The sequence below is a fragment of the Lactococcus protaetiae genome (assembly GCF_006965445.1).
In the GTDB taxonomy this organism is placed as follows: Bacteria; Bacillota; Bacilli; order Lactobacillales; family Streptococcaceae; genus Lactococcus; species Lactococcus protaetiae.
Map to the genome: position 1 here is coordinate 2,073,286 of NZ_CP041356.1, position 23,821 is coordinate 2,097,106.

General features: G+C 38.1%; 22 protein-coding genes and 1 pseudogene. 2 read left to right on the forward strand and 21 right to left on the reverse strand.

Going from position 1 to position 23,821, the window contains the following annotated elements; translation table 11 throughout:
• Positions 1–147: 147 nt before the first annotated feature.
• From FLP15_RS09875 to FLP15_RS09930, 12 genes are all read right to left on the reverse strand, one after another.
• Positions 148–489: a hypothetical protein gene (locus FLP15_RS09875; RefSeq protein WP_142766975.1), complete on the reverse strand. Its 342-nt coding sequence runs from the start codon at positions 487–489 to the stop codon at positions 148–150.
• The gene (dnaK, locus tag FLP15_RS09880; RefSeq protein WP_142766976.1) at positions 489–2,312 is read right to left on the reverse strand and encodes a molecular chaperone DnaK; all 1,824 of its coding nucleotides are present in this window, start codon (positions 2,310–2,312) and stop codon (positions 489–491) included. Before dnaK ends, FLP15_RS09875 begins: the two co-directional genes overlap by 1 nt.
• 81 nt (positions 2,313–2,393) lie before the next feature.
• The gene (gene grpE / locus FLP15_RS09885; protein ID WP_142766977.1) at positions 2,394–2,939 is read right to left on the reverse strand and encodes a nucleotide exchange factor GrpE; all 546 of its coding nucleotides are present in this window, start codon (positions 2,937–2,939) and stop codon (positions 2,394–2,396) included.
• A gap of 138 nt (positions 2,940–3,077) precedes the next feature.
• Complete coding sequence (hrcA, locus tag FLP15_RS09890; RefSeq protein ID WP_142766978.1) at positions 3,078–4,121, reverse strand: heat-inducible transcriptional repressor HrcA; 1,044 nt, start codon at positions 4,119–4,121, stop codon at positions 3,078–3,080.
• 216 nt (positions 4,122–4,337) lie between these two features.
• Positions 4,338–4,742 (reverse strand): hypothetical protein, encoded by a 405-nt coding sequence (locus FLP15_RS09895; RefSeq protein ID WP_142766979.1) that lies wholly within the window; start codon positions 4,740–4,742, stop codon positions 4,338–4,340.
• 458 nt (positions 4,743–5,200) lie between these two features.
• Entirely contained in the window at positions 5,201–6,010 is an 810-nt protein-coding gene (locus FLP15_RS09900; protein WP_142766980.1) for a M15 family metallopeptidase, read from the reverse strand.
• Entirely contained in the window at positions 5,994–6,692 is a 699-nt protein-coding gene (locus tag FLP15_RS09905; protein ID WP_142766981.1) for a histidine phosphatase family protein, read from the reverse strand. The genes FLP15_RS09900 and FLP15_RS09905 overlap by 17 nt, the downstream gene beginning before the upstream one ends.
• A 514-nt stretch (positions 6,693–7,206) precedes the next feature.
• Complete coding sequence (locus FLP15_RS09910; RefSeq protein WP_142766982.1) at positions 7,207–7,749, reverse strand: IbrB-like domain-containing protein; 543 nt, start codon at positions 7,747–7,749, stop codon at positions 7,207–7,209.
• Positions 7,731–9,074, reverse strand: a complete 1,344-nt coding sequence (locus FLP15_RS09915) for a DUF3440 domain-containing protein (protein WP_280954068.1) — start codon at positions 9,072–9,074, stop codon at positions 7,731–7,733. Before FLP15_RS09915 ends, FLP15_RS09910 begins: the two co-directional genes overlap by 19 nt.
• A 313-nt stretch (positions 9,075–9,387) precedes the next feature.
• The gene (locus FLP15_RS09920) at positions 9,388–9,666 is read right to left on the reverse strand and encodes a hypothetical protein (protein ID WP_142766983.1); all 279 of its coding nucleotides are present in this window, start codon (positions 9,664–9,666) and stop codon (positions 9,388–9,390) included.
• Positions 9,667–10,357: 691 nt separating this feature from the next.
• Positions 10,358–11,695 (reverse strand): PFL family protein, encoded by a 1,338-nt coding sequence (locus FLP15_RS09925; protein ID WP_142766984.1) that lies wholly within the window; start codon positions 11,693–11,695, stop codon positions 10,358–10,360.
• 109 nt (positions 11,696–11,804) lie between these two features.
• Positions 11,805–12,068, reverse strand: a complete 264-nt coding sequence (locus FLP15_RS09930; protein ID WP_142767496.1) for an ACT domain-containing protein — start codon at positions 12,066–12,068, stop codon at positions 11,805–11,807.
• A gap of 422 nt (positions 12,069–12,490) precedes the next feature.
• Between FLP15_RS09930 and FLP15_RS09935 the strand changes: the two genes are divergently transcribed.
• Entirely contained in the window at positions 12,491–13,429 is a 939-nt protein-coding gene (locus FLP15_RS09935; protein ID WP_142766985.1) for a UbiA family prenyltransferase, read from the forward strand.
• Positions 13,430–13,893: 464 nt separating this feature from the next.
• Here FLP15_RS09935 and FLP15_RS09940 read toward each other — a convergent pair whose 3' ends face one another.
• From FLP15_RS09940 to rnr, 4 genes and pseudogenes are all read right to left on the reverse strand, one after another.
• Positions 13,894–14,088, reverse strand: a complete 195-nt coding sequence (locus FLP15_RS09940) for a hypothetical protein (protein ID WP_223804620.1) — start codon at positions 14,086–14,088, stop codon at positions 13,894–13,896.
• A gap of 88 nt (positions 14,089–14,176) precedes the next feature.
• Entirely contained in the window at positions 14,177–15,235 is a 1,059-nt protein-coding gene (locus FLP15_RS09945; protein WP_142766987.1) for an exonuclease/endonuclease/phosphatase family protein, read from the reverse strand.
• Positions 15,236–15,397: 162 nt separating this feature from the next.
• Complete coding sequence (locus FLP15_RS09950; RefSeq protein WP_142766988.1) at positions 15,398–15,985, reverse strand: isochorismatase family protein; 588 nt, start codon at positions 15,983–15,985, stop codon at positions 15,398–15,400.
• A 902-nt stretch (positions 15,986–16,887) separates the two neighbouring features.
• Positions 16,888–19,319: pseudogene (gene rnr / locus FLP15_RS09955) on the reverse strand (ribonuclease R).
• A 562-nt stretch (positions 19,320–19,881) separates the two neighbouring features.
• Between rnr and FLP15_RS13235 the strand changes: the two are divergent.
• Positions 19,882–20,019, forward strand: coding sequence for a hypothetical protein (locus FLP15_RS13235; protein ID WP_223804621.1), 138 nt, complete (start codon positions 19,882–19,884; stop codon positions 20,017–20,019).
• Positions 20,020–20,153: 134 nt separating this feature from the next.
• Here the strand turns inward: FLP15_RS13235 and secG are convergent, their stop codons facing one another.
• The 5 genes from secG to FLP15_RS09985 form a co-directional block, all read right to left on the reverse strand.
• On the reverse strand, positions 20,154–20,402 hold the full coding sequence (secG, locus tag FLP15_RS09965; protein WP_120771898.1) for a preprotein translocase subunit SecG: 249 nt from the start codon (positions 20,400–20,402) through the stop codon (positions 20,154–20,156).
• 249 nt (positions 20,403–20,651) lie between these two features.
• Positions 20,652–21,581, reverse strand: coding sequence for a thioredoxin-disulfide reductase (gene trxB / locus FLP15_RS09970; protein ID WP_142766990.1), 930 nt, complete (start codon positions 21,579–21,581; stop codon positions 20,652–20,654).
• Positions 21,582–21,785: 204 nt separating this feature from the next.
• Positions 21,786–22,013, reverse strand: coding sequence for a DUF4059 family protein (locus FLP15_RS09975; RefSeq protein ID WP_190288290.1), 228 nt, complete (start codon positions 22,011–22,013; stop codon positions 21,786–21,788).
• A gap of 1 nt (position 22,014) precedes the next feature.
• Positions 22,015–22,767: an amino acid ABC transporter ATP-binding protein gene (locus tag FLP15_RS09980; protein ID WP_142766991.1), complete on the reverse strand. Its 753-nt coding sequence runs from the start codon at positions 22,765–22,767 to the stop codon at positions 22,015–22,017.
• Positions 22,767–23,690, reverse strand: a complete 924-nt coding sequence (locus FLP15_RS09985) for an amino acid ABC transporter permease (RefSeq protein ID WP_142766992.1) — start codon at positions 23,688–23,690, stop codon at positions 22,767–22,769. Before FLP15_RS09985 ends, FLP15_RS09980 begins: the two co-directional genes overlap by 1 nt.
• Positions 23,691–23,821 lie beyond the last annotated feature (131 nt).

A 23,821-nucleotide genomic window follows, 5' to 3' on the forward strand; every position in this document is an offset into this window, starting at 1 on the left:
ATCATAATACAATAGGAAAACGATTGCAAGAGATAATTTTATTTTTTGGACGGTGTGTCTATTTTTGTCTAATGTAAAAAAAATACTGACAGATTTTCTGTCAGTAAGTTTTCTTCAGATTTTAGATTTACAAAAAGAAGTCAAGAGTTATTCAGTGAGAGTTTCGTAAAACATTTGTCCATTTTCTCTAGTCGCTATCTCCGCCCTTTGGGCTACACTGTCCACACCACGGGTATCCATGCTCACTACGGTGCTGAAGCGCCGAGTCGCAATGGTTCTCGCTAGGTGGCTTAAAGCCACAAGTCGAGTCGCAAAGCGCTTAGACCCTATGGCAGTCGGACGAAATTCAAGAATTGCCATTTCGCCTTGCTGCTTTAGCAGCTTAGAGCGAATGGATACCCGTGGTGCATCAACAGCATGAGATAGCCCCCACTTGTTTTGAAAAAAAGAAGCACTGACAGACTTATCAGCACTTCTTTTTTCAATCATTATTTACTTTCTTCAAAGTCACCATCAAATGTATTGTCATCTTTTGGAGCTTCTTGAGTAGTATCAGCTTCTCCAGCTGCTTGCCCAGCCGCATTTGCTTGTTCGTAAAGTTTTACAGCCAAGTTTTGTGCAATTTCAGAGAGCGCTTCTGATTTAGCTTTGATATCAGCAATATCATCGCCTTCAAGAGCTTTCTTGAGTGCTTCTTTAGCATCTTCAGCCTTCTTGACTTCGGCTTCATCTACTTTTCCTTCAAGGTCTTTCAAAGTCTTTTCAGTTTGGAAGACAAGCGCATCAGCTTCGTTACGCGTATCGACTTCTTCCTTACGTTTAGCATCTGCATCTGCATTTGCTTCAGCATCTTTCATCATCTTGTCAATTTCTTCGTCAGAAAGACCAGAGTTTGATTTGATGACAATCGTTTGTTCTTTTTGAGTACCAAGGTCTTTCGCTTTTACAGAAACGATACCATTTTTATCAATATCAAATGTCACTTCGATTTGAGGAATTCCACGAGGTGCGGCAGGGATATCTGTCAGTTGGAAACGACCCAAAGTCTTGTTGTCAGCGGCCATTGGACGTTCACCTTGCAGCACATGAATATCAACAGCAGGTTGATTATCAGCAGCAGTTGAGAAGACTTGTGATTTAGAAGTTGGAATCGTTGTATTGCGGTCAATCAATTTTGTGAAGACACCACCCATTGTTTCGATACCAAGTGACAATGGTGTAACATCAAGAAGAACAACATCTTTAACATCACCAGTGATGACTCCACCTTGAATTGCTGCACCCATTGCAACCACTTCGTCAGGGTTGACAGATTTGTTAGGTTCTTTACCTGTTTCTTTGCGCACAAGTTCAACAACGGCTGGGATACGCGTTGATCCACCGACCAAGAGTACTTCATCAATATCAGAAGTTGACAATCCAGCGTCAGAAAGCGCTTGACGGACAGGTTGGCGTGTTGCTTCAACTAAATCATGAGTCAATTCGTCAAATTTTGCACGAGTCAAAGTCATTTCCAAGTGAAGCGGACCAGCAGCTCCTGCGGTGATAAATGGTAATGAAATATTAGTTGATGATACACCAGAAAGGTCCTTTTTCGCTTTTTCAGCAGCATCTTTCAAACGTTGCAAAGCCATTTTGTCTTGTGCAAGGTCAATGGCGTTTTCTTTCTTAAATTCAGCAACCATCCAGTCAATAATTTTTTGGTCAAAGTCATCCCCACCGAGTTTGTTGTTCCCTGCAGTTGCCAAAACATCGAAGACACCATCGCCAAGTTCAAGGATTGAGACGTCAAATGTACCACCACCAAGGTCAAAAACAAGAATCTTTTCATCTTTATCTGTCTTATCAAGACCATAAGCAAGTGCTGCTGCTGTTGGTTCGTTGACGATACGTTCAACTTCAAGACCTGCAATCTTACCTGCATCTTTTGTCGCTTGACGTTGTGCGTCATTGAAGTAAGCAGGTACTGTGATAACCGCTTTTTCTACTTTTTCACCAAGATAAGCTTCCGCTGTGGCTTTCAAGTTTTGCAAAATCATGGCTGAAATTTCTTGTGGTGTATATTCTTTACCATTTGCAGAAACTTTTTCATTCGTTCCCATTTTTGACTTGATTGAGAGGATTGTATCTGGATTTGTCACTGCTTGACGTTTTGCAGCATCACCAACTTGAATTTCACCATTTTTGAAAGCGACAACAGATGGTGTTGTGCGGTTTCCTTCTGGATTTGGAATGATTTTTGATTCTGTTCCTTCAAGGACTGCTACTGCTGAGTTTGTTGTACCAAGGTCAATACCGATAATTTTTGCCATTTTTATTTTACCTTCTTCTTTTTATTTTTTAACTATTTTTGTATTTCATAGTTTAGTGTCGTCTCGGACAATTTATATTGCTTATTGCGCCACGACGACCATTGCTGGACGAAGAATACGGTCATGGAGTTTATAGCCTTTTTGGAAAACTTGTGCTACTGTATCCGTTGGATGTTCTTCATCCGCTTCAACGGTTTGAACTGCCATATGAAAGTTAGGATCAAAAGGTACACCCTCAGCCGCAACTTCTTCAACACCTTCTTCTTTAAGCGCTGCTTTCAGGCTTTCTTGTACCATTTCAAGTCCTTTTTTAACATCTTCTGTAAGGCCTTCAACAGCAAGGGCACGTTCAAGATTATCAAGTGAAGGCAAGATTTTCTTAGCCAAATCTTGCGAGCGATATTTAACAAGTTGAAGACGTTCTTCATTGCCTCGGCGTTGAACATTTTGCATTTCAGCTGACACACGTAAGAATTTATTTTCCCACTCTGAAGCCAACTGTTGTGCTTCTTCAACTTCGTTGATTTCTTCCTCGACAATATCCTCAAGCGCTTCTTCTGTCAAGCTTTCCTCAACTTGCTCGTTTTCGACTATTTCTTTATTCTCGTCTTTAATTTCTTCGGACATATGCCCTCCTTTATGGTGTGAGATTGACTGTTTAGAAAGAATGAAAATTAGAAATATTTATGGTCTCGCACAAGGTACGGATTCCAGATTATATTTATTTTCACTTCCTTCTAGGTGGTTAAACTCAAATATTTTTTATCATTTTCTAATTTCATAATGATTACCATCAAGATAGCGGTAGTAATCTGTAAGTTTCATCGTCAGCACTTTGGCTACTAAATCCAAGATGGACATAATCCGTTGATAATCCATCTCAACTGGGCCAACCACTGTTAAAGTACCTAGACCACGATAAGGAATAACAAATTTTTGTGAAATAATCGTTAGATTTTTCATATATTTTTCATCATTATCAAATTTTACTGCACGCATTTCATCATTATTCGTGATTTCACGAATCTCATGAAGCATTCTTTCATCATCACTGAATAATTTGTAAAGTTCTGATAGATTTTCTGTTGCATAATCAAAAATATTTTTGCGACCTGCAACGGTCAAACGTTCCACAAATAAGTCATTAAAAATTGACTCAAAAAGTTGTAACACCTCACTTGTTACTTTGAAATAGCGTTGAACAATTTGCGGAATCTCAGTTCTTAATGTGTAATGAATATCAATCACTTTCTTTCCTACTAATCGTTCTTTGACGAGTTGAGTAAAGACTTGCAAATCTGCTTCTGTCATGGATTTTGGCAGGATAAATTGATTGGTTCTAACTTCTCCTGTTCCTAACGTAATCACTGATAGTACCGAATGATTATCTAGCATCACCATTTCAAAAGAAGCTAGGTTTTGTTCACGTTGTGGAACATTCAAAACAAAACTCGTCAATCCTGTCAGTACTGACAAAGTATGCGCTGCTGTTTCAAAAAGGTCAGATAAGCGATAAAATTCACCATCAAAAGCTTTCATTACTTTAAAAAGGTCATTTTGACTAAATTCTTCAAGCTGAATGACATTTTCAACAAAGTATTTATAGCCAGAGATACTTGGAATCCGACCGCTTGATGTGTGTTCTTTTTGGATTAATCCAAGATTTTCAAGCACTTTCATATCATTTCTGATGGTTGCACTTGATGCTTGAATACTATCGAGAAGAGCTTTTGAACCAATCGGCGTATGCTCTTTCGCATAGAGTGAAACAATCAGATTTAAGATTTGTCTTTGACGTTCTGTAATCATACTGCTCCTTTCTGTCGCAGTGAAGACATTTTGCTAGGTGCTTAGTGTCTCTTTCACTTGCAGAGCATCGTCATTTTCTGATTTAGCACTCTAACCCCTCAAGTGCTAACAAAGCTATTATAACCCTTTGTTTATTGCTTGTCAAGAAAAAAGACGTAAAAATTAGCACTCTTTTTACTAGAGTGCTAATTTGTTATTTATATGCTTTATTCTTTGCTACATCAGGCGAAGTTCTCTTGATGTCTGCCAAATATTCATTAGCGTAATGATGATGACAGCAATAACAAAAGCATTCTCAAATCTAATCTCATGACTGACAAACAATATGACGTAATCCAAAAGCAAGAAAGCTGTGATAATTTCTAACAAAACAAAAGTCACGCGCCAAAATTTAATCAGAAGAAAAATTAAAAGTGCAAAAAGTGCAAGATAAAGCAAATTTTGCCAGGCTGTCAGTGCTGACAGAATCTGGTCAGTAAGTAATTTAACATTTACAAAAATATTATTTAAAAAATGAGTGAAAAAATTGTCGTGTTTTACTAATATTTTAATCATTTCGACAGTAGCATAGATGAAAAGTGCCACATTAGCGTAGAGTAACAACCATACTTTACTGAACATCTCCAGTCCTTTCAAAATTTAACTTAGCAAGTGCGTGCTATCTCCGCCCTTCGGGCTACGCTGTCGATGCACCACGGTTATCCATTCGCTCTATCTTCGTTTCACTGCGCTGTCGATTCTCGCTACGCACCGAATATGCTTAGTCGAAGTCGCAACTCGCTACGTGCTTCGCACGCCGTTCTACGAGTCAATTGCGATTTGAACTTGCCACTTTATAGGATAGCCGTTTGCGCTTTAGCGCTTACGGATATGCTAGTTGTTACACCTAGTGGCTTAGTGAAATCGACAGCGTAGCAAAGCGGAGATGGAGCGAATGGATAACGAAGTGAAACGGAGCTGTGACCTCATATCTTTGATGTTAAGCAGACTGTTGATACAGGTCGCTTAGTTGTTACACCTAGAGGTTGTACCCTAACATTGGTGGGAGAAAAGGATCTCTCACCTATGAAGTAATCACTTCAAGCTGGAAGTAACTTGAGATATTCTTCCAGAGTCAAATGGTGCTCCGTCATATATTTAGCATTTTCAACGCCCACATAGCGAAAATGCCAATCCTCATAATGCACCCCTGTCGATGCTTCTCCACCTTTGAAAAAACGAAGGACAAATCCATAAGTTGGTGCAAGTGCTTGAACTTTTGCTGCAATATCTGCGGGTTCAGCATTCAGACTGTCCACAGTGCTCATATCAATCGCAAGTCCTGTCTGATGCTCTGATGAACCTGGTGGTTGAGAATAAGTCTGAACATCTTTAATGGCTTCTTCTTTAGAAATCTGTTGCCCCGTTTGATTTACTGTTCCATATCCAGCCATTTCCTGTGAAATATACATATTGTAAAGCTCTTCCTGATAAGCAACCGAGCGATAACCTGAAATCAAATGTTCTGCTGGAGAGATTTGTTTAGCCGCCGCTAAAAAGTCTTGAGTTGCTTTTTCAATTCTAGCATCAACTTGCTTGCCATCAACTGTTGCAAGCACTGGATTCATCTCAGCTTTTATATTTTCTCGATTAACAAGAACTAAATCCCAATCTGATTGGTGAGCATTTGGCAAATCTGTTTTTTTACTTTCAGATATTTTTGAAGTTGATGATGAACTGACAGAACTTTTGTCAGTACTGACAGCCTGTAAGCTCGATTTTTCTGGCTTTTGTAAGCTCTTAAAAATGATAAATGCTGACAAAAGAACAATCATCAACAATACTAAAAGGATCAATACCGTTTTTTTACTTTTTGTTCTTAATTTTTCTCGTCTAGTTCTGTAAGGCATTTAATTTTTGATTTCCTAAAGTTCTATAGCTCATATCGCCAACAAGTCCAACGGTAAATTTATCCTTTTCAAAAGTCAAATGTGTCACCGACCCATTGTCTAATCCGCGAGGTCGTGGCATATCTGGATTAATAAGCTTAACAAAGCTGCCAATCGTCATCCCATGACTAACAATGACGATATTTTTACTTCCAGTGGCTTCTGCTTCACGCGCAATATCAGTGAAACCCTCAATAATACGCCCAGAGAGCTTTTCCCAAGACTCTGCCCAACCTGCAGTATCCACTGCAAAAATAGCATTAGCAATTTTTTCATCATCTGGAAATGTGCCATTAAATGAGCCGTTTTCTGCAAAAATCCGTGGTAGGACACCATCAAACAGTTCTCCATCATAGCCACCATCAAATGACCCAAAACACCACTCACGAATGCGTTTATCAAACTTGTAAGGAATTCCCTCATTGTCAGAACGACTCAAAATAAACCCCATGGTTTGAATTGTTCTTCCAGAATCTGAAGAATAAGCTCGGTCAAACTTAATTCCTTTTTCTTTAAATCCTAATCCTAACTCTATGATTCCAAGCTCTCCAGCCTCCGTCAATGGCGTATCAGACCAACCTTGCGCACGTCCAATTGTATTGAACATTGTTTTACCATGTCTTACTAAATAAATATTTACCATTTTAAGTGAACGTCAAGTTCTTTAAACTCACTATACTAGTTACCCACGTCTATCCGTCCAACTTTTGAAAGTGGTAAGACGAAGTAAATTACTCTATGGTACTAAAATGTTAAGAATCTATTGAAGCAACAAGTGAGTAGCTCGTCACTTACACTTTTGCACTATGAAATTATAAAGCAACGTTAACGTATTATCGCTTTCATACGGGTTTATCTTTCCCGTCCTAAAAACAATTACGATTAAAGTTAAACAGTATTTCAACAAATTAGCCACAGATTGTGAGTCTTAAGAGTACTTTCAGTATCCTCCTTTTCCCCTTTTCGACATTTGTAATCGTTTAACCTAATTATACCAAGATGTGAAGCTATTTGTCCAGAACTCACAAAAATATAGGACAAACTAGACTCTCTTTTGATTTATCCTTGTTTTTTTTATGACACTCTGGTAAGCTTCGTAGCATTTTTAGGCAAAACAAAAACCAAGAAGATTAACTTCTTGGTTTAAGAAAATAATTTCAATATTCTTCGTCTTCATCCTCATCTTCGCTTTCCCAAGCGCGTGAAAATTCCGCATTACCAAACAATGAGGCAAGTCCGCTGACCTGCTTTAGACGTAACAGTTCTTCTTTATCCATACCAATATGAGTCATAATCCAACGATCACTCATACCTGACTCCACCAATTGTCGTACAATATCTGTCATCAGTTCGATAGAATGTGTCCCGCGTGCTCGGTTGTGGCGAATAGTACTTGCAATACGATCGGTCAATGGGCGGTCAATGACCGAAACAGGAAGACACCCCTGTTCACGCTCCGCAATGACTTTGGAATTTTTCATCACAAGATAACGGTGAAATCCATCAACAATTTCGTAGATATCTTCTTCTTTTTTATAGTAGCACACGATTGGCATCGTATATCCATCTTCCAAAATTGAGCGTTCCAATAGTTGCATCTCAGGTAGAGCCGTTACGTTAGGATTGTATGCATTCGCTCGGATTTTTTCAAAAGGAACTCTGATGATTTGATAAGCCGGACTTATAAAATTGCTCCCCATTTCTCCATTGCCTCCTGTTTCTTTTGTAATTCATCTTTTGTTTGACCAAAACCCATATATTGACAAGAAGTATCATTTTTCAAAATCGTGATACACATCCTCTTATAAGAGGGAACAAGTCGAAAACTTTGGATTGGAACGTCATCTGGATAAGCTTTAAATCGGATTACTTCATAATCTTGTTTATACTTTCGATTGTTTTTGGGTGCACCAAGTCGCTCAAATTGTAGTGATGTTTTTGCGAGCTCATCTATAATTGTCGTTGGTAGTGCACCACCTTTTTTAGTCCAATAATGAATAGATGAACAAAATTTTTTCAGATAAATTTTCCGAGTTTCTGGTGGTAGGGTCATTAGCAGAAAATCAACATAACTTTCCCAATTATGCCCTTTAGGAAGGGTGACACCGCGATAACCCATCGCCGAGGTTCCACCGTACAAGGAAGCAAAATTTGCTCCATTAACACGTCCTACTAATTTCCCCCAAGTTTCTGGCTCGATTGCCTTGTATAATTTTAAAGATTGAACACCACATTGATGAAAAGGATTAGCAACACGCATTGATTTAAAAGGTACACCTGCTTGCAAGTATAAATCGTATAAATGGTTATAATCAAATCCAAATTTTTTATTGGCAATCCAGACATCCTCAAAAAGCCAGTCATAAAGAGGATAGAAATTAAACACATTATGAGCGATACGTCGGCTATAAGAGATGGTACCAAATCTTGAAAATGTTTCTTTCCGAGTCACAGCATTGTAGCGATTAAGGCTTTCTTGCGCTCTAATCCCGACCAAAACAGCAGTTCTTTTGGCACCAGATTTTTGATGCACCCATTGACAAAACTTACTTTGAAAATCATAGTCTGACATTCCGACTTCAAAGAAGGGAAATTCTTGATTTTCTAATGAAATTGCACCTTTAGGAATTGAGCTGACCCAAATTTCTTCGTGTTCAGGATCCCAAGGAAGCCACGTGGATTGATACATTGAAATACCACAAGAAGCCGAAACTGGAAGACAAATATGGTAATAATCAAAATTTGGAAATTTTCCAATGCACCGATGGACGTAATCTTTAGTTTGTTGATAATTTCCTTCATAATCTAAATAGAAAACTGAAACTTTGATTTGTTTTTCTGCTAGATGATGCGTTTCATAATACTGATGGACAAGTTCCAACATTACTCCTGAATCTTTCCCACCTGAAAAAGAGACCACAATATGTTCAAAATGTTTAAAAATATATTCTAGTCGTTGGTTAAATGCTTCATAAACATTTTCTTTCTGGTAAACTTTCGCCACAATCCACCCTTTCTTCATCATTTCATCAAGATAAAACAAATATCAGCAACGAATATTTTTGCTGACAGACTAACTTTGCTTTATTTACAAGAACATTCATTTTAGACATCTTATTGTTACTTTTATAATTTAATTATACACTTTTTATGCGCATAATCAACCGTTTATCCTGTTATCTATTGATTACTTGCAAAAAAGACTAGATTTCAAAAGATTAAAACGAATAAGTTAGCAACTCATCCGTTTCATTGTCATTAATTATTTTTTCAAAAAGTAATCTATAAAATACTTTTGAATCTTTTTTACTGACAAATTTTCTGTCAGTACTGATGATTCACAAAATCCTGTATTCTTTCTTAAATTTTTTTTCAGAAATCACTTTGATGTCGCTCTTTCCCATATAAATTAAGTAGTCTCCCGTACTCGCCATACCACCAAACATCATATTAAAACGTAATTGGTCAGGATTTTTGGGATGCCAAAAGCAGATTTGTTTATCAAATAAATTTTGTACCCATTCTTCAAGTTGTGTATCCTCAGCATCTACACGCCACGCTTCTACAACTGTTTCTCCGATTTGTACTTGCATATTTCTCTTTTCAATTTTTTGCAAAAATATTTTCTATCATTATACTGACAGGACTTTAACGATTTTCTGTCAGTATTTCTTAACTTAGCAGCACTATCTCCACTTTGCTACGCTGTCCATTCTCGCTACGGCACGAAAGTCGCAACTCGTTACGTGCTTCGCACGCCGTTCTACGAACGGTCTACACAACTTTGTTGCTCCGTGCCTCTATTCTTGCCACTTTAGTGACTTAGAGATAGAGGACAAATGCTCATCGAAACTTTAGTGCTTTACAGTCAATGCCGTTTGCTCCTGGGACTTTAGCCCCTCCCTAAGCAAGCGGACAAATGTCCTATGGTCATGCGAAGCTAACTGCTAAAGTAGTAAGAGCAAAAGGCAAAGCGATAAGGCGAAATTTCGTTCCACTGCCCTATGGTCTTAGCGCTTACGGATATGCTAGTTGTTACACCTAGTGGGTTGCCACTGCGACTAGGTGCTTCAACACCATAGCGAGCATGGACAGCGAAGCAACGAAGTTGCGGAGATAGTGAAATCGGAAGCAGAGCAAAGTGGAGGTAGAGCGAATGGATAACGAAGCTTTGCTACGGTGTGACCTCATATCTTTGATGTTAAGCAGACTGTTGCAGCTTTAGCTGCGTACAGGTCGCTTAGTTGTTACACCTAGAGGTTGTGCCCTAACATTGGTGGGAAAAAACCCACCAATGAAGTAATCACTTCAATTTTTAAACGAATGGATAGGCGCTGGAATTTGCCCTCCGCGTGCAATAAAGTCTGCTGACGATGCTTGATTGACACGCATGACAGGAGCTGTGCCAAAAAGTCCACCAAATTCGACATTATCACCTTCCTTACCAATAGGTAAGATCCGTACTGCTGTCGTTTTTTGATTAATGACACCAATCGCTGCTTCATCAGCAATCATTGCTGCAATCGTCGTAGCAGGCGTTGACTCAGGAATAGCAATCATATCAAGACCAACCGAGCAAACACAAGTCATTGCTTCCAATTTTTCAATGTTTAAAGCACCACTTTGTACTGCCGCAATCATTCCTTCATCTTCAGACACGGGAATAAAAGCACCAGAAAGTCCACCTACGCGCTGCGCTGCCATGACGCCACCTTTTTTGACCGCATCATTTAGCATAGCAAGAGCTGCTGTTGTTCCATGTGTTCCGACTGTTTCAAGTCCCATTTCCTCAAGAACACGAGCTACAGAATCCCCTATTGCAGGTGTTGGAGCAAGTGATAAATCAACAATCCCAAACTCAACATCCAAGCGTTCGGCTGCCATTTGCCCGACCAATTGACCGATACGTGTAATCTTAAAGGCTGTCTTTTTAATCGTTTCAGCTAAGACATCAAAACTTTCACCACGTACTTTTTCTAGCGCACGCTTGACAACACCTGGCCCCGACACACCGACATTGATAATCGTATCTGCTTCTCCAACACCATGAAAAGCCCCTGCCATAAAAGGATTATCTTCAACGGCATTTGCAAAAACAACCAATTTTGCATTCAGCCATTTATCACCTTTTGCCATTTCTTTGATTGTTTCGCCCATATCACGCACGGCAGTCATATTAATCCCCGTCTTCGTTGAGCCGACATTGACTGATGCACACACACGTTCCGTTGCAGCTAGTGCTTTTGGCATTGATTTAATCAGGATTTCATCGCCTTTTTGGTAACCTTTTTGCACCAATGCCGAATAACCACCAATAAAATCAATTCCGATTTTCTTTGCAGCCTGATCCATCGCAAGCGCTATTTTTGTGTAGTCCGTCGCATCCGTTGCAGCACCTATAATCGCAATAGGAGTGACGGATACTCGTTTGTTAACAATTTTAATTCCTAATTCTCGACCGATTTCATTACCGACTGTAACAAGCTGTCCTGCTTTGCTCACAATCTTGTGATAAATTTTTTCGCTTGCTTTGTCAATATCTGGGTCAATACAGTCAAGCAATGAAATTCCCATTGTAATTGTGCGAATATCGAAATTTTGTTCTTCAATCATCGCAATTGTTTCTTTAATGTTTTGAATGTCCATAAAAATCCTTATTTTCGTGAAAATCTGTAATCAGTAAATTTCAACAATTTTTGCTGCCTTTTTACTGATAAAAGTTACTGACAGCATTTCTGTCAGTAACTTTCAGTGCTTACAGCTTGTGCATCGCATTGAAAATCGCTTCATTTTGCACATGAATACTGACTCCAAGCGCCTTGCCTTTTTCTCCCAATGCCTCTTGAAAGACTTGAAAATCAATTTCTTTAGTTTCGACAAGCATCATCATCGTAAACGCTCCACTCATCAATGTTTGAGAAATTTCAAGAATATTAGCTTCTAATTCAGCAAGTGTTGCTGTTACACCAGCTACAATCCCAATCTTATCTGCTCCTACTACTGTTACAACTGCACGCATCATTTTCTCCATTCAAAATAAGAGCCAAAAATTCATTTTCAAGAATCCAAACTCAATTTATTATCAATTATTATAACATTTTGTTTTCATTTTTTCTGTCAGCACTGACAGAATGAAGGCAAATTTGATTTATCGTTCGGTTTTTACTGACAGCTTTCTGTCAGTAAATTTCACAAGATATTTTGTTATAACTGAGTTCGCAACACCAGAAGCTAGGAGAAAAGATAGCTCCGCTGTCCGTTTGATTGCCCTTTGGCGTTACCTCTATTCTTGTCACTTTAGTGACCTAGAGATAGAGGACAAATGTCCTAGGATCATGCGAAGCTAGGAGCCGAAGCTCCAAGAGTAAAAGACAGCCACATTTTTCTTTTTCTCTACGCTTCTTGACGGTGTTACTCACATCTTGTTATAATAAAGCTATCATGAATTTTAAAACCTTCCTTAATTTCACGCGTATTCAAACGCTCCCAGCTGCGCTTCTCTCTCCTATTGCTGGCTTACTGTTCTCAATCTGGTATTTCAGAGATTTCCATTTACTCCCAACTATTCTCTTTTTCATTGGTCTCGCCGCTATCAATCTTTTTGTTAGTGCTTGGAATAATCTGATGGATTACTACAAGGCGGTGGACCCTGAATATAAAAAATGGAATATCATCGTTGCCAAACAGATTAATCCAAAGCTCGCCTTAAAAATTTGCTTGAGCTTTCTTGTAATTGATGTTCTTGTTGGGCTAGCTGTACTTTTTCTGACCAATCTTGCCATTCTTCCCATCGGCGGTTTTGCTTTTCTTGTTGCTATTTTTTATACCTACGGTCCTTTTGCTTTCAGTCGCTTTCCTTTGGGTGAATTGTTAGCTGGACTTTGCGAAGGTTTCATTGGATTTTTCCTTGCTGTTTATATCAACTCTTTTGATAAAGGTTATTTTTTCATTAGTTTTGATGGTTGGAAAATGAACTGGACTTGGGACTTCGGTATTCTGCTTCCCCTTTTGCTCGTTGGGCTGGCTTGTTTTGTGCAAAATTTTAATATTATGCTCTCGGATAACATCTGTGACCTCGAACAAGATGTAAAAAATCAACGTTTTACCTTACCTTATTATCTAAAAACACCATTAAGCTTGAAACTTTATACTTTTATGTATCTGTTTGCGGCATTCTGCATTTTGTTTGCTATAATTTTGGGAATACTTCCACTTTGGTCATTTTTGATGCTTGTTATTTTGATTAAATTCATTCCAAATATGAAAAGATTTCTCAGAAAACAAGTCAAATCGGAAACTTTCCACTTCCAAATTGACAATTTGATTTTGTTCAATGGTGCGCTTGCTTTTACACTTCTGCTCGGTATTCTTTTCAGATAAATGCAGAAATTAAAATCATTATAATGAGGTCAAGACTTATTCAGTGGGAGTTTCGACTCACTACTGAATTTAGCTGGACGAAATTCAAGAGAATCTCTTGAATTTTTTATAACTGAGTTTGGTGCTCCCCAAAATGATGCTTCGCTGTCCTTTCACTCTAAAGGAAAAATGGCAACTTCCAGAACGAGCGCCCCCTCATATCCTATATTTATAAGTAAACACTTTCATATTAAGTTTTTTCATGATAAAATGGCACTATGGTTAAATGGTTTAAGCTCACGAAACATCACTACTTTGGATTTTTTCCACTTGGAATCTTATTTGTTGCACTGCAAGAGCTCCCGTATTTTCTCTTGCCACTTTTTCACATCTCACTTACCCTTTAACAACTCTTCCTACCACATTTTTTTGGCTTGATTTCCTTGAAAAATGCTTTGGCATTGGAACAATTCTTAGTTTGATTTTTATTCTCCGTCTTCCCTTATATCCGCAGAACCTCTTTCTGAGGGCGGCAGTTGTCCCATTGGCAAACTATTATATTGGTTGGGGAATTTATAGCTTGGGATTTTGGAATCTGCCATTTTTTCTCTTTTTTCTTGTCGCGATGCCTCCACTCTATTATTTTTTTCTCGGACTTTGGCAGAAAAATCGATTGACAATACTTCTTTCTCTCCTTTTTCTAATCGCACATTTAGCTAATTCTTCACTTAATTTCATAAAATAAAAACGCATAAAAACGCGTTTTTATTATTTTATCAACTCAAAATTCATAACAACTGGCTCATGGTCTGACGATTTGAATTGATTATCAATTGTCTTGACATCTAGACTCTTAATATTATCTGATACGAGAAATCCATCAATTGTGCCAAAGATATTTTTGGGATTTTTAGCATCATAAGGAACATCAAGAGAGCGTACGGTTGGCGCATTTGTTGGAGCGACAACTCGCATTCCTTTGGTCAAGTTTTCAGTAGGAAATTCCTTCATCCACGTGAGTTCTGGATGAGCTTTTCCTGCTAAAGCGTGATTATAGTCTGCTCCACAAATCACATAATCACCTGCATCGACATATTTTTGCATACTGTCAAAGAGCGTTAATAGCTGCTGCTTTTGAATTTTTTGGTCTTTGATAAATGCGGATAAGTGAGTATTGAAAATCACAAATTTTTTGTCTGAATTTTTGATGGGCAAAATATTGACATCAAAAGCTCTGTCCAAATCAAAGAATTTGTTAAAATTCGTTTCAATTGGTAATTTATATCGAGTAGAACTTTCAATTTTGTATTTTGAATAAGTCATGATACCTGATTTTGCCTTACCAATCGGTTTCGTAACTGGGTAAAAAAGATAAGCAGAATCATAGTTTTGTGTCAGTACTGACGAATAATCTGTCAGTGCATCACGCACCATTTTCGGCTCATCAACGTGCTGACTACGGTCACCTTGCCAATCAATCTCCTGAATATTTCCAAAATCTGGGTTTTGTGTCTTGATTAGACGAATATCCTCATTAATTGCATCTTTCACCGCTTGTTTGCTATAAGCTCTGACATCTGGGCCGCCATCCATGAAAAAGCTAAATGATGGTGGATAAGAGCCATAACCAATGTTGAAAGTCATCATTTTATATGTTTTACCAAGCTCAACTTGTTCAACTTTTGGACGGTTTATTGTTTCTTTGATATCGTTAGGAAGCCTATGATATTGGGCATAAGCATAGATAAAATAACCACCAACGATAACAATCAGAAGACCTAAAATTCCTCCTAAAATCTTCAAAGTCATTTTTAAATATTTATTCATTTTATTCCAAAGTTTTTCTAATTTTTACTCATAAAAATACAAATGTCACTGACAAGTTTTCTGTCAGTGACAATTTTTTAACTTGTCATGTTTATACAAGTAGTTTCGCTCATTATCTCTGCACCTGCGCTATCAGTGCACTGACAAGCTCTCGTAAGACAATTATTTACTCTCAGCAATCATTTCCAATACTTGTGCAGTACTTCTCACACGTCCAAGACGAGTGAAAATGCCTTCAACAATACCTTTATGCAATATTTCGTTGAAATCGGTCATGGCATCTTCAACTGAAATCACCTGATAACCATGTTGAAAAGCCTCTCTGGCTGTTGTATCACAACCAATCGTTGTCGCAATCCCAGTTAGAATAATCTCTTCTATGCCACGACGACGAAGTTGCACATCAAGATCTGTCCCATAAAACGCTCCCCAATTATGCTTCGTCACATGGATAACATTTTTCACATTTTTATCATAAGCAATGGGTGACACAAAGTCTGAGTAGTCATCTGGGATTTGTCCTGCTACTTGTAAAGGTGTGTCCAATTTTGGATGTAGTGTCTCACCACCGTAATTTTTTACATGGACAAAAACAATTAGTGCTTCTGTATTGGTAAGTGCTTTAAGGAGTTGATCATTTTTTTCAAGTACTTCTTCAGCACTATAAGGCGCAAGTCCTGTTCTTTGTGCTATTCCTTTTTGTAGGTCAATCAAAACCAGTGCTGTTTTATTTAATTTAAGTATTGACATTTTTTCACTTTCATTTATTTTATCGAAGCAAGTGCGTGCTATCTCCGCCTTGCGGCTACGCTGTCTATTCGCTCTATCTCTGCTTTGCTCCTCTGTCGATTCTCGCTACGGCACGGAAAGTAGCTCGTCGAAGTCGCAACTCGCTACGTGCTTCGCACGCCGTTCTACGAACGGTCTACGCAACTTCGTTGCTCTGCTTGTCCGTTTGATTGCCATTTGGTGTTGCCTCTATTCTTGCCACTTTAGCGACTTAGAGATAGAGGACAAATGTTTTACAAAACTCCCACTGAATAAGTCTTAACTTTATCATTGATTGTATTCAAAAGAACTCTAGGCATTTTCTGCCCACGACTAACTTTCAACCCAGTTTATTGTAACTTATTTCCTGATAAATTTCATCAACTCGAAATCTATCCAGTTTTTAAACATCACCAACAGACGATGATTTCATTGTTCTATCCTTGTTCACCACTAAATCTGCAAGTACACTGCCTTATAAGTTTCTTTTAGAAATTGAAGTGATTACTTCATCAATGGGAGATTCTTTCTCTCCCACTGATGTTAGTAGAACAAAAGCAAAGCTTAGTGTTGCTTATCCCGCCACCTAAAAGAGGTGGGGGATTTAGCAGACACTTGCTTGGTTAAACAGTAGACGTGTGAAGTCAATTCTGCTTTTTTGTCGAACTAAGCTTTGATATAAGCTCAGCTTGCTTCATACACAACCTTTAAAGTAACCCACACTGTTAAGGTCCCAGTGTAAACACCATTTTCGCTACAATGTCCGTTCGCTCCAAGCGCCTAGACGCATATCCGTAAATCTTAAGGCACAAGGCAAAGTCGCAATTAAAATGAAGCTAAGTTCACCGGCAAAAGCAAAACGAATTGATTTCACAACTTTAATATCAATACTTTTTGTGTGCTTTTTTGCGTCCTTCAGCAAAACGACCACTGACCGTTTTTTTGTCAGTAAATTTTCCCTTGGCTGCTTTTGTGTAAAAAGGTTTTTTCTTTGATTTTTTCTTTTTATTTTCACTAACCGTTTTATCAGTACTGACAGGAGTCTTAGATTTACTGACAGCTTTCTTGTCAGCCACATTTTTAACTCTAAGTGCTTTTCCAGTAGATTTTTTCCGTTTATTTTCTGGTTTTTTCTTGATTTTTACATTTTTATCAATCGTGTCAAACTCAGACGGAAGATAAGCAAAATCTATTTCGCCTGTCATTTTGTCAGCTTTGACAACTTCAATTTTAATGAGCTGTCCAATTTTGAAAATTTGCCCCGTCCGCTCTCCTACCAAAGCCAACATCCGCTCATGATAATTAAAATAATCTCCCTTTAATGTCGAGATATGAATCAAGCCTTCTATTGTATTTGGCAATTCCACAAACATCCCAAAACGTGTCACACTTGAAATCACACCCTCAAAATGCTCACCGATATGTTCTTCCATAAACTCTGCTTTTTTCATCTTCTCAACTTCACGTTCAGCATCAACCGCACGACGCTCTCTATGACTTGAATGTTCAGCAATTTCAGGAATTTTATCTTCCCATTTTTGTAAAAGCTTATCATTTACTTTTTCAAAACCTATTTCTCGAATCAAGCGATGCACCAAAAGGTCAGGATAACGGCGAATAGGTGATGTAAAATGCGTATAATTCTCCGCAGCTAATCCAAAATGTCCGGCATTGTTTTCAGAATAACGGGCTTGTTGCATACTGCGAAGCAACATTGTTGACAAAACCATCTCACCGGGTTGACCTTTTACTTTCCGCAAAAAATCCTGTAGTGCTTTTTGATTGATTGTGCCAGCAGTTGTATCCACCTGCATTCCAAAAGTCGCAGCAAAGTCAATAAAACGCTGCAGACGATCAGCCTTAGGCTGCTCATGAATCCGATAAATGAAAGGTAAACCATGTGTTTCAAAATGCGTTGCAACCGTTTCATTCGCCTCCAACATAAAGGACTCAATCATTCGCTCTGCAACACCACGGCTACGTTTTTTAATCTCAACAGGCAAACCTTTTTCATCAACAATAATCTTTGCTTCAACTGTTTCAAAATCAATAGCACCACGTTTTTTACGCATATTTTCCAAAACATGATGTAAATCAGTCATAATCTCAACAGATGGAGCAATATCAGCGTATTTTTTAAGCGCTTCTTTATCCCCTGCAATCATCAAATTGACCTCATCATAAGTCATACGTTCACTCGTTTTGATTATTGATTGCGAAATTTGATAATTGACAACCTGTCCGTCTGGAGTAATCTCCATGACACAAGATTGCGTCAAACGATTCACCCGTGGATTGAGTGAGCAAATTCCATTGGACAAACGTTCAGGGAGCATTGGCACGACACGGTCGGTCACATATACAGAAGTGCCGCGCTCAAATGCCTCTTTATCAAGTGGCGAATTTTCCGTAACATAGTGAGAAACATCAGCAATATGAACACCAAGTTCAAAATTTCCATTCTCCAACCGTTTAGCGTGTACCGCATCATCAAGGTCTTTAGCGTCTGCTCCATCAATTGTGAATGTAATCTCCTCACGGTAATCTACCCGCCCCACAATTTCACTCTTTGGCACTTCAGCTGGAATACTCTCAGCTTGTGCTAATACGTCCGCTGGAAATTCAGACACGATGTCCATTGAAGCCAGAACTTCCAATACATCAATTCCTGTATCGCCTGATTGCCCAACGATTTCTGTAACAACACCTTGCATAGATTGTGGAAATTCAGCATCTGGATAATGAGTAATTTCTGCCCGAATAATCGCCTTGTTTTCAGGAATAAGTCCCTCATCCGTCAAATAAACGCGGTAAGGTATTTTTTTATTACGTGATTTGACATAACCAATCAATCCTGTATCTTGCTTTTCTTTTTCATCAAAGGCAACATAAGTTCCAACAATCTGGTGCAGCTCATGTCGGACAATTTCGACAATATGCCCTCTGCTGCGCTTCCTTTGAGTAGATTTGCATTTTTATCAAGCTCAATAAAAACCTCATCTCCGTCTAATGCAAAGGCTGTTTGACCTTTTCCAATAAAGACATCTGGCTCATCCACATCAATTGTAACAAACCCAAAACCTGCAGCATTCGCCCTGAAAATCCCATTAATCAAGGCCTTCGCTTCTTCAAGTTCTACTTTCCCTTTACTTGTAAAATGAAGCAAATGCTCTGATTCCAGCGAAGCCAATGTTTTAACAAAAAGCTTGAAATCTCCAGATTTATTCAAATGTAATGCAATGGCAAGTTCTTCAACTGACAAAGCCGTTTTTGAACTATTTTGTAAATAGTCCATAATTAATTCTCTAATATTCATAATTTTTTTCTAAGAACCAATAATCATAAAAATATTTTTAATAACTTATCACTCACTCATTCGTTATAAAAAGCAATAGCAATCAATTTTGAAGTGATTACTTCATCAGTCGAGGATTCTTTTCCTCTACTGATGTTAGGACACAACCTCTAGGTGTAACAACTAAGTGATCTGTACGCATCTAAAGCTGCAACAGTCTGTTTAACATCAAAGATATGAGGTCACACCTCCGCTTCGCTACACTGTCCACACCACGGGTATCCATGCTCGCTACGGTGCTGTGTGCTGTAGCACCGAGTCGCAGCTAAGACCCTAGGGCAGTAGAACGAAAGCAAAGCTTGCCATTTCACCTTATCGCTTTGCTTTTTGCTCTTGCTGCTTTAGCAGTTAAGCAAACGGACAGCGGAGCAAATCGGAGATAGTGCTGCTTATCCTTTCACCTAAGAGGTGAGGGATTTAGCAGACCTTACTTGGTTAAAGTTAGTCTATATATTTTCAAAACTACTGATTCGTATCCAAACTTTCAAAAAGTTTGGATACATCCTTTCTTATCTCAGTTCGTATGAACTCATTTCTCATTCTGTCAGTAGCATTAATCATTTTATCATTACTGATAGAATCAATTCTGCTACTGACAGAAAATATTTTACTGACAAAAGTCAATAAATTTTATGGCACAAGGTCATTCTTTAACTTTTAGGCCGTAGGTTTAAAAGTTATTAAACGCGCCTATCAAGCAGACCTTGTCCCGTAAAATAAAAAGATATAGACAAAACGCAACGATTGTCTAATATCATTATAAACAAAATACGGACTGATTTCAGTCCGCAAGTTTCAACGTGTTGACAAAACAACAAGAGCAAAGCCAATAACTAACCAAAGCCCAATCATTACCGCCGTAAAGCGTTGCATCACAGCCTCAAAGCCTCTCGCCTTGCGCCGTTCAAACAACTCCCCTGTACCACCAGAAAAAGCATCTGCTGCTCCATCTTGTTTTGAGGGTTGCATGAAAATCGCTACAATGATGAACACCGACACAATCAGCATCACAACGAGCAAAACATCATAAATCACTTTTTCCATAGTTTATTAATACTTAGGCAAAATCGCCCAATCTCCTCTTTTAAAATTGCGTTACTCTTATTATAACATATTTTTTTTACATTTGTGGTTAGCCGTCATTATTACTACGATTTAATTTCTAAAAGTCCTTTTTAGAAATCAAAGAAACTGTATTGACAAATATAAAATATCTGTCAGTATACTGACAGACATTTTTTGATGGGCTGACCTGAACCCGTTTCATCATGGGTCAGCTGTCGGCAAGTTTTACTAATTATCTAATTCAGTGACAAACTTATAAGCCTCTTGAGCCGCTTGCGCACCATCGCCCACAGCAGTTGTAATCTGACGGAAGTCTTTTTGTCGTACATCACCGACAGCAAAAACACCAGAAATGCTTGTTTTCATATGGTCATCTGTAACAATCCATCCTGCTTCATCTGTGATTCCCAAACTTTGAGCAAATTCAGCAACAGGGTCAAGACCTACATAGATAAACACACCACCAAAGGCTTTTTCAGTAATCTCACCAGTTTTTACATTTTTGTAGACAACGCTTTGAACTTTTTTGTCGTCTCCTTTAATCTCTTCAACAACTGAATCCCAAATAAAATTCACTTTTTCATTATCAAAAGCTCGTTGTTGAATAATTTCTTGTGCACGTAATTGGTCACGACGATGTATAATCGTCACAGTTTGTCCAAAGCGTGTAAGGTAGAGTGCTTCTTCCACTGCAGAATCTCCACCTCCGACAACCAAGATATCTTGATTACGGAAAAAAGCGCCGTCACATACCGCACAGTAAGAAACACCACGCGCACCAAATTCTTCTTCTCCAGGTACACCCAGCTTACGATGATTTGCTCCAGTTGCAATAATCAATGACTTTGCAAAGAACTCATCATCTTCTGTGATAATTTTCTTGTAATTACCATAATCTTCAATGGAAGTCACAAAACCATAAGCATTTTCAACACCTAAACCTTCAAGAGGTTCAGCCATCTTCATTGAAAGCTCTGGTCCCATAATTGTTCCATAACCAGGATAATTTTCAATTTCAGCCGTATTATTCATTTGACCACCAGGTACGCCACGTTCAAGAAGCAGAGTTTTCATCTCTGAACGCGCAGTATACATCGCTGCAGTCATTCCTGCAGGACCTGAGCCGACAATGATTACGTCATACATATTTTCTGTCATTATTTCATTACCTTTATCTAATAAACAAAATCTTATAGAACTATTCTACATTGTCCTGCGAAAATTTTCCATTATTTGAATTTGTTTCAGTTCTTTTTACAACTTATAGCAAGATAATTTCACATTAAATGTTAGCAAACTGTTGCGGATTTGTCTGCCTTAGCTGTTGCGCCTAGAGCTTAATATATCTTGACTTCATAGTTATTATAAGCCACGAATATTTAAAATAACAAGAACTCCAAGTACTGCAAAGCTCAATATTGGAGTTGTTAAAATCGCAATCAGAATTAAGTCAAAAATCCGATTACGTCGTACTGACCAAGGCTTATCTGCATTTCTTACCAAATAAGTAAATGCGTAAAGTGCGCTAAATATCAAAACGAGAAACAACGAGATAATCAGTCCTTTGATATAAAATTGTAAAATCATCATCTTAGTTTTTCACCTCTAAATTCTTAATGTGACGCGATAAAAATTCACGTGTCCGCGGATTTTTTGGTGCATAAAATACTTCTTTTGGCGTACCAGATTCAATAATTTTCCCTTTTTCTAGAAAAAGAACTTTCGTAGCTACATTAAAAACAAAATCCATTTCATGACTCACTAACACCATCGTTTGCTTATTTTTAGCTGCTTGAATAATGACTTCCTGAACTTCACCGACCAACTCTGGATCGAGAGCTGATGTTGGTTCATCAAGAAGTAACAATTTGGGTTTCATTGCCATCGCACGAGCGATACCTACCCGTTGTTTTTGTCCACCAGAGAGAAATTTAGGATAATAACTTTGTCTGTCAGTCAATCCAACTTTATTGAGTTCATCTTCCGCAATTTTTTGTGCTTCAGGTTTGGACATCTTCTTGACTTGGATCAATCCTTCCATCACATTTTCAAGTGCCGTACGACGTTCAAATAAATTAAATTGCTGAAAAACCATCCCCGTTTGTCTGCGTAACTCAAGGATTTCTTGCTTGGTAATATTAGAAAAATCCACTTTAAAATCATCAATTTCAAGCTGCCCACGATCTGCCGTTTCAAGATAATTAATACTACGCAAAAATGTGGATTTTCCTGCACCAGATGCACCAATCAAAGCGACAACATCTCCTTCATTAATCTCCAAATCAAGATGTTCAAGGACCTTAACACCTGAGAATTCTTTACTCAAATCCGTAATTTTAATCATTATGATACTTGTCCTCCACTACTTGTTCCATCTCCAATTCCAACGTCAAATGGATTCTTTGACAGAGAAATACCTGCACGATTTTTTCGCTTGTCTCCTGGCATTTTAACATCTAATTTATTTTCAAGCAAGCGAATCAAAATTTCGATAACAATACAGATTGGCCAATAAACAAAGGCAAGCGCCAAATAAGTTTCAAACAAACGGAAGGTAGAGCCACCAATAATCTGAGCCTGTGCCGTCATTTCTACTACTCCTGCAACAAAAGCAAGTGAAGTTGACTTGAGCAAACCAATCAAGGCGTTACCTAAAGGTGCCGTAGCTACTGTTGCTGCTTCTGGTAGTGTTACACGCATAAAAACTTGTAAATTCGTCATTCCCAAAGACTTAGCTGCCTCAATCTGTCCTTTATCCACTGATTGAATGGCTGCACGGATGGTTTCTGAATTATAAGCTCCTTCATTAAGCGCAAAAGCAACAATAACAAACAACATCGCAGGAATAGTATTAACATTATAGTTTGTACCATAATTCATATTGATTGCTTTTAAAATCAAAGGAATACCAGTATAGGTCAGATAAAGTTGTACCAAAATAGGGGTGCCACGGATAAAACTAACAAAAAGCGCTCTTAATTGATTTAAAATTGGAATTTTATTAATCCGAACCAAAGCAAGCAAAAGTCCCAGAACAAGTCCTAAAATCATTGCAATAACTGTCATTTCAAGAGATTTTGGAATGAGTTTAATAATTGGTACAAAAGCTCCAATAAAAGCAGACCAGTTAAAGATTTTTGTAAAAAACATTGCCCAAAAATCGTGAAAACTGTACTGACCTCGAATAAGGAGAAAAGGAATCATCGGCAAGATAATCAGGGCAAGTAGTACAACTAAACCAATAATGATTTTTTTATTTTTTTTCATGTGTTCTATATTATTCTAATACGGAAAACTCTGTCATTTATAACTGACAGAGTCTATTTTTTATGATTCTTGTCTCGTACACTAGCTCATTTGTTGCAGACTGCAAGCTCCACAACTTCATGGCACCAAAA

Bases quoted from the DNA above. Each gene is read 5' to 3' on its own strand.
- FLP15_RS09875 (WP_142766975.1), bottom strand. From the start codon at position 489: ATGATTGAAAAAAGAAGTGCTGATAAGTCTGTCAGTGCTTCTTTTTTT.
- dnaK (WP_142766976.1), bottom strand. From the start codon at position 2,312: ATGGCAAAAATTATCGGTATTGACCTTGGTACAACAAACTCAGCAGTA.
- grpE (WP_142766977.1), bottom strand. From the start codon at position 2,939: ATGTCCGAAGAAATTAAAGACGAGAATAAAGAAATAGTCGAAAACGAG.
- hrcA (WP_142766978.1), bottom strand. From the start codon at position 4,121: ATGATTACAGAACGTCAAAGACAAATCTTAAATCTGATTGTTTCACTC.
- FLP15_RS09895 (WP_142766979.1), bottom strand. From the start codon at position 4,742: ATGTTCAGTAAAGTATGGTTGTTACTCTACGCTAATGTGGCACTTTTC.
- FLP15_RS09900 (WP_142766980.1), bottom strand. From the start codon at position 6,010: ATGCCTTACAGAACTAGACGAGAAAAATTAAGAACAAAAAGTAAAAAA.
- FLP15_RS09905 (WP_142766981.1), bottom strand. From the start codon at position 6,692: ATGGTAAATATTTATTTAGTAAGACATGGTAAAACAATGTTCAATACA.
- FLP15_RS09910 (WP_142766982.1), bottom strand. From the start codon at position 7,749: ATGGGGAGCAATTTTATAAGTCCGGCTTATCAAATCATCAGAGTTCCT.
- FLP15_RS09915 (WP_280954068.1), bottom strand. From the start codon at position 9,074: ATGATGAAGAAAGGGTGGATTGTGGCGAAAGTTTACCAGAAAGAAAAT.
- FLP15_RS09925 (WP_142766984.1), bottom strand. From the start codon at position 11,695: ATGGACATTCAAAACATTAAAGAAACAATTGCGATGATTGAAGAACAA.
- FLP15_RS09930 (WP_142767496.1), bottom strand. From the start codon at position 12,068: ATGCGTGCAGTTGTAACAGTAGTAGGAGCAGATAAGATTGGGATTGTA.
- FLP15_RS09935 (WP_142766985.1), top strand. From the start codon at position 12,491: ATGAATTTTAAAACCTTCCTTAATTTCACGCGTATTCAAACGCTCCCA.
- FLP15_RS09945 (WP_142766987.1), bottom strand. From the start codon at position 15,235: ATGAATAAATATTTAAAAATGACTTTGAAGATTTTAGGAGGAATTTTA.
- FLP15_RS09950 (WP_142766988.1), bottom strand. From the start codon at position 15,985: ATGTCAATACTTAAATTAAATAAAACAGCACTGGTTTTGATTGACCTA.
- FLP15_RS13235 (WP_223804621.1), top strand. From the start codon at position 19,882: ATGAACTCATTTCTCATTCTGTCAGTAGCATTAATCATTTTATCATTA.
- secG (WP_120771898.1), bottom strand. From the start codon at position 20,402: ATGGAAAAAGTGATTTATGATGTTTTGCTCGTTGTGATGCTGATTGTG.
- trxB (WP_142766990.1), bottom strand. From the start codon at position 21,581: ATGACAGAAAATATGTATGACGTAATCATTGTCGGCTCAGGTCCTGCA.
- FLP15_RS09975 (WP_190288290.1), bottom strand. From the start codon at position 22,013: ATGATGATTTTACAATTTTATATCAAAGGACTGATTATCTCGTTGTTT.
- FLP15_RS09980 (WP_142766991.1), bottom strand. From the start codon at position 22,767: ATGATTAAAATTACGGATTTGAGTAAAGAATTCTCAGGTGTTAAGGTC.
- FLP15_RS09985 (WP_142766992.1), bottom strand. From the start codon at position 23,690: ATGAAAAAAAATAAAAAAATCATTATTGGTTTAGTTGTACTACTTGCC.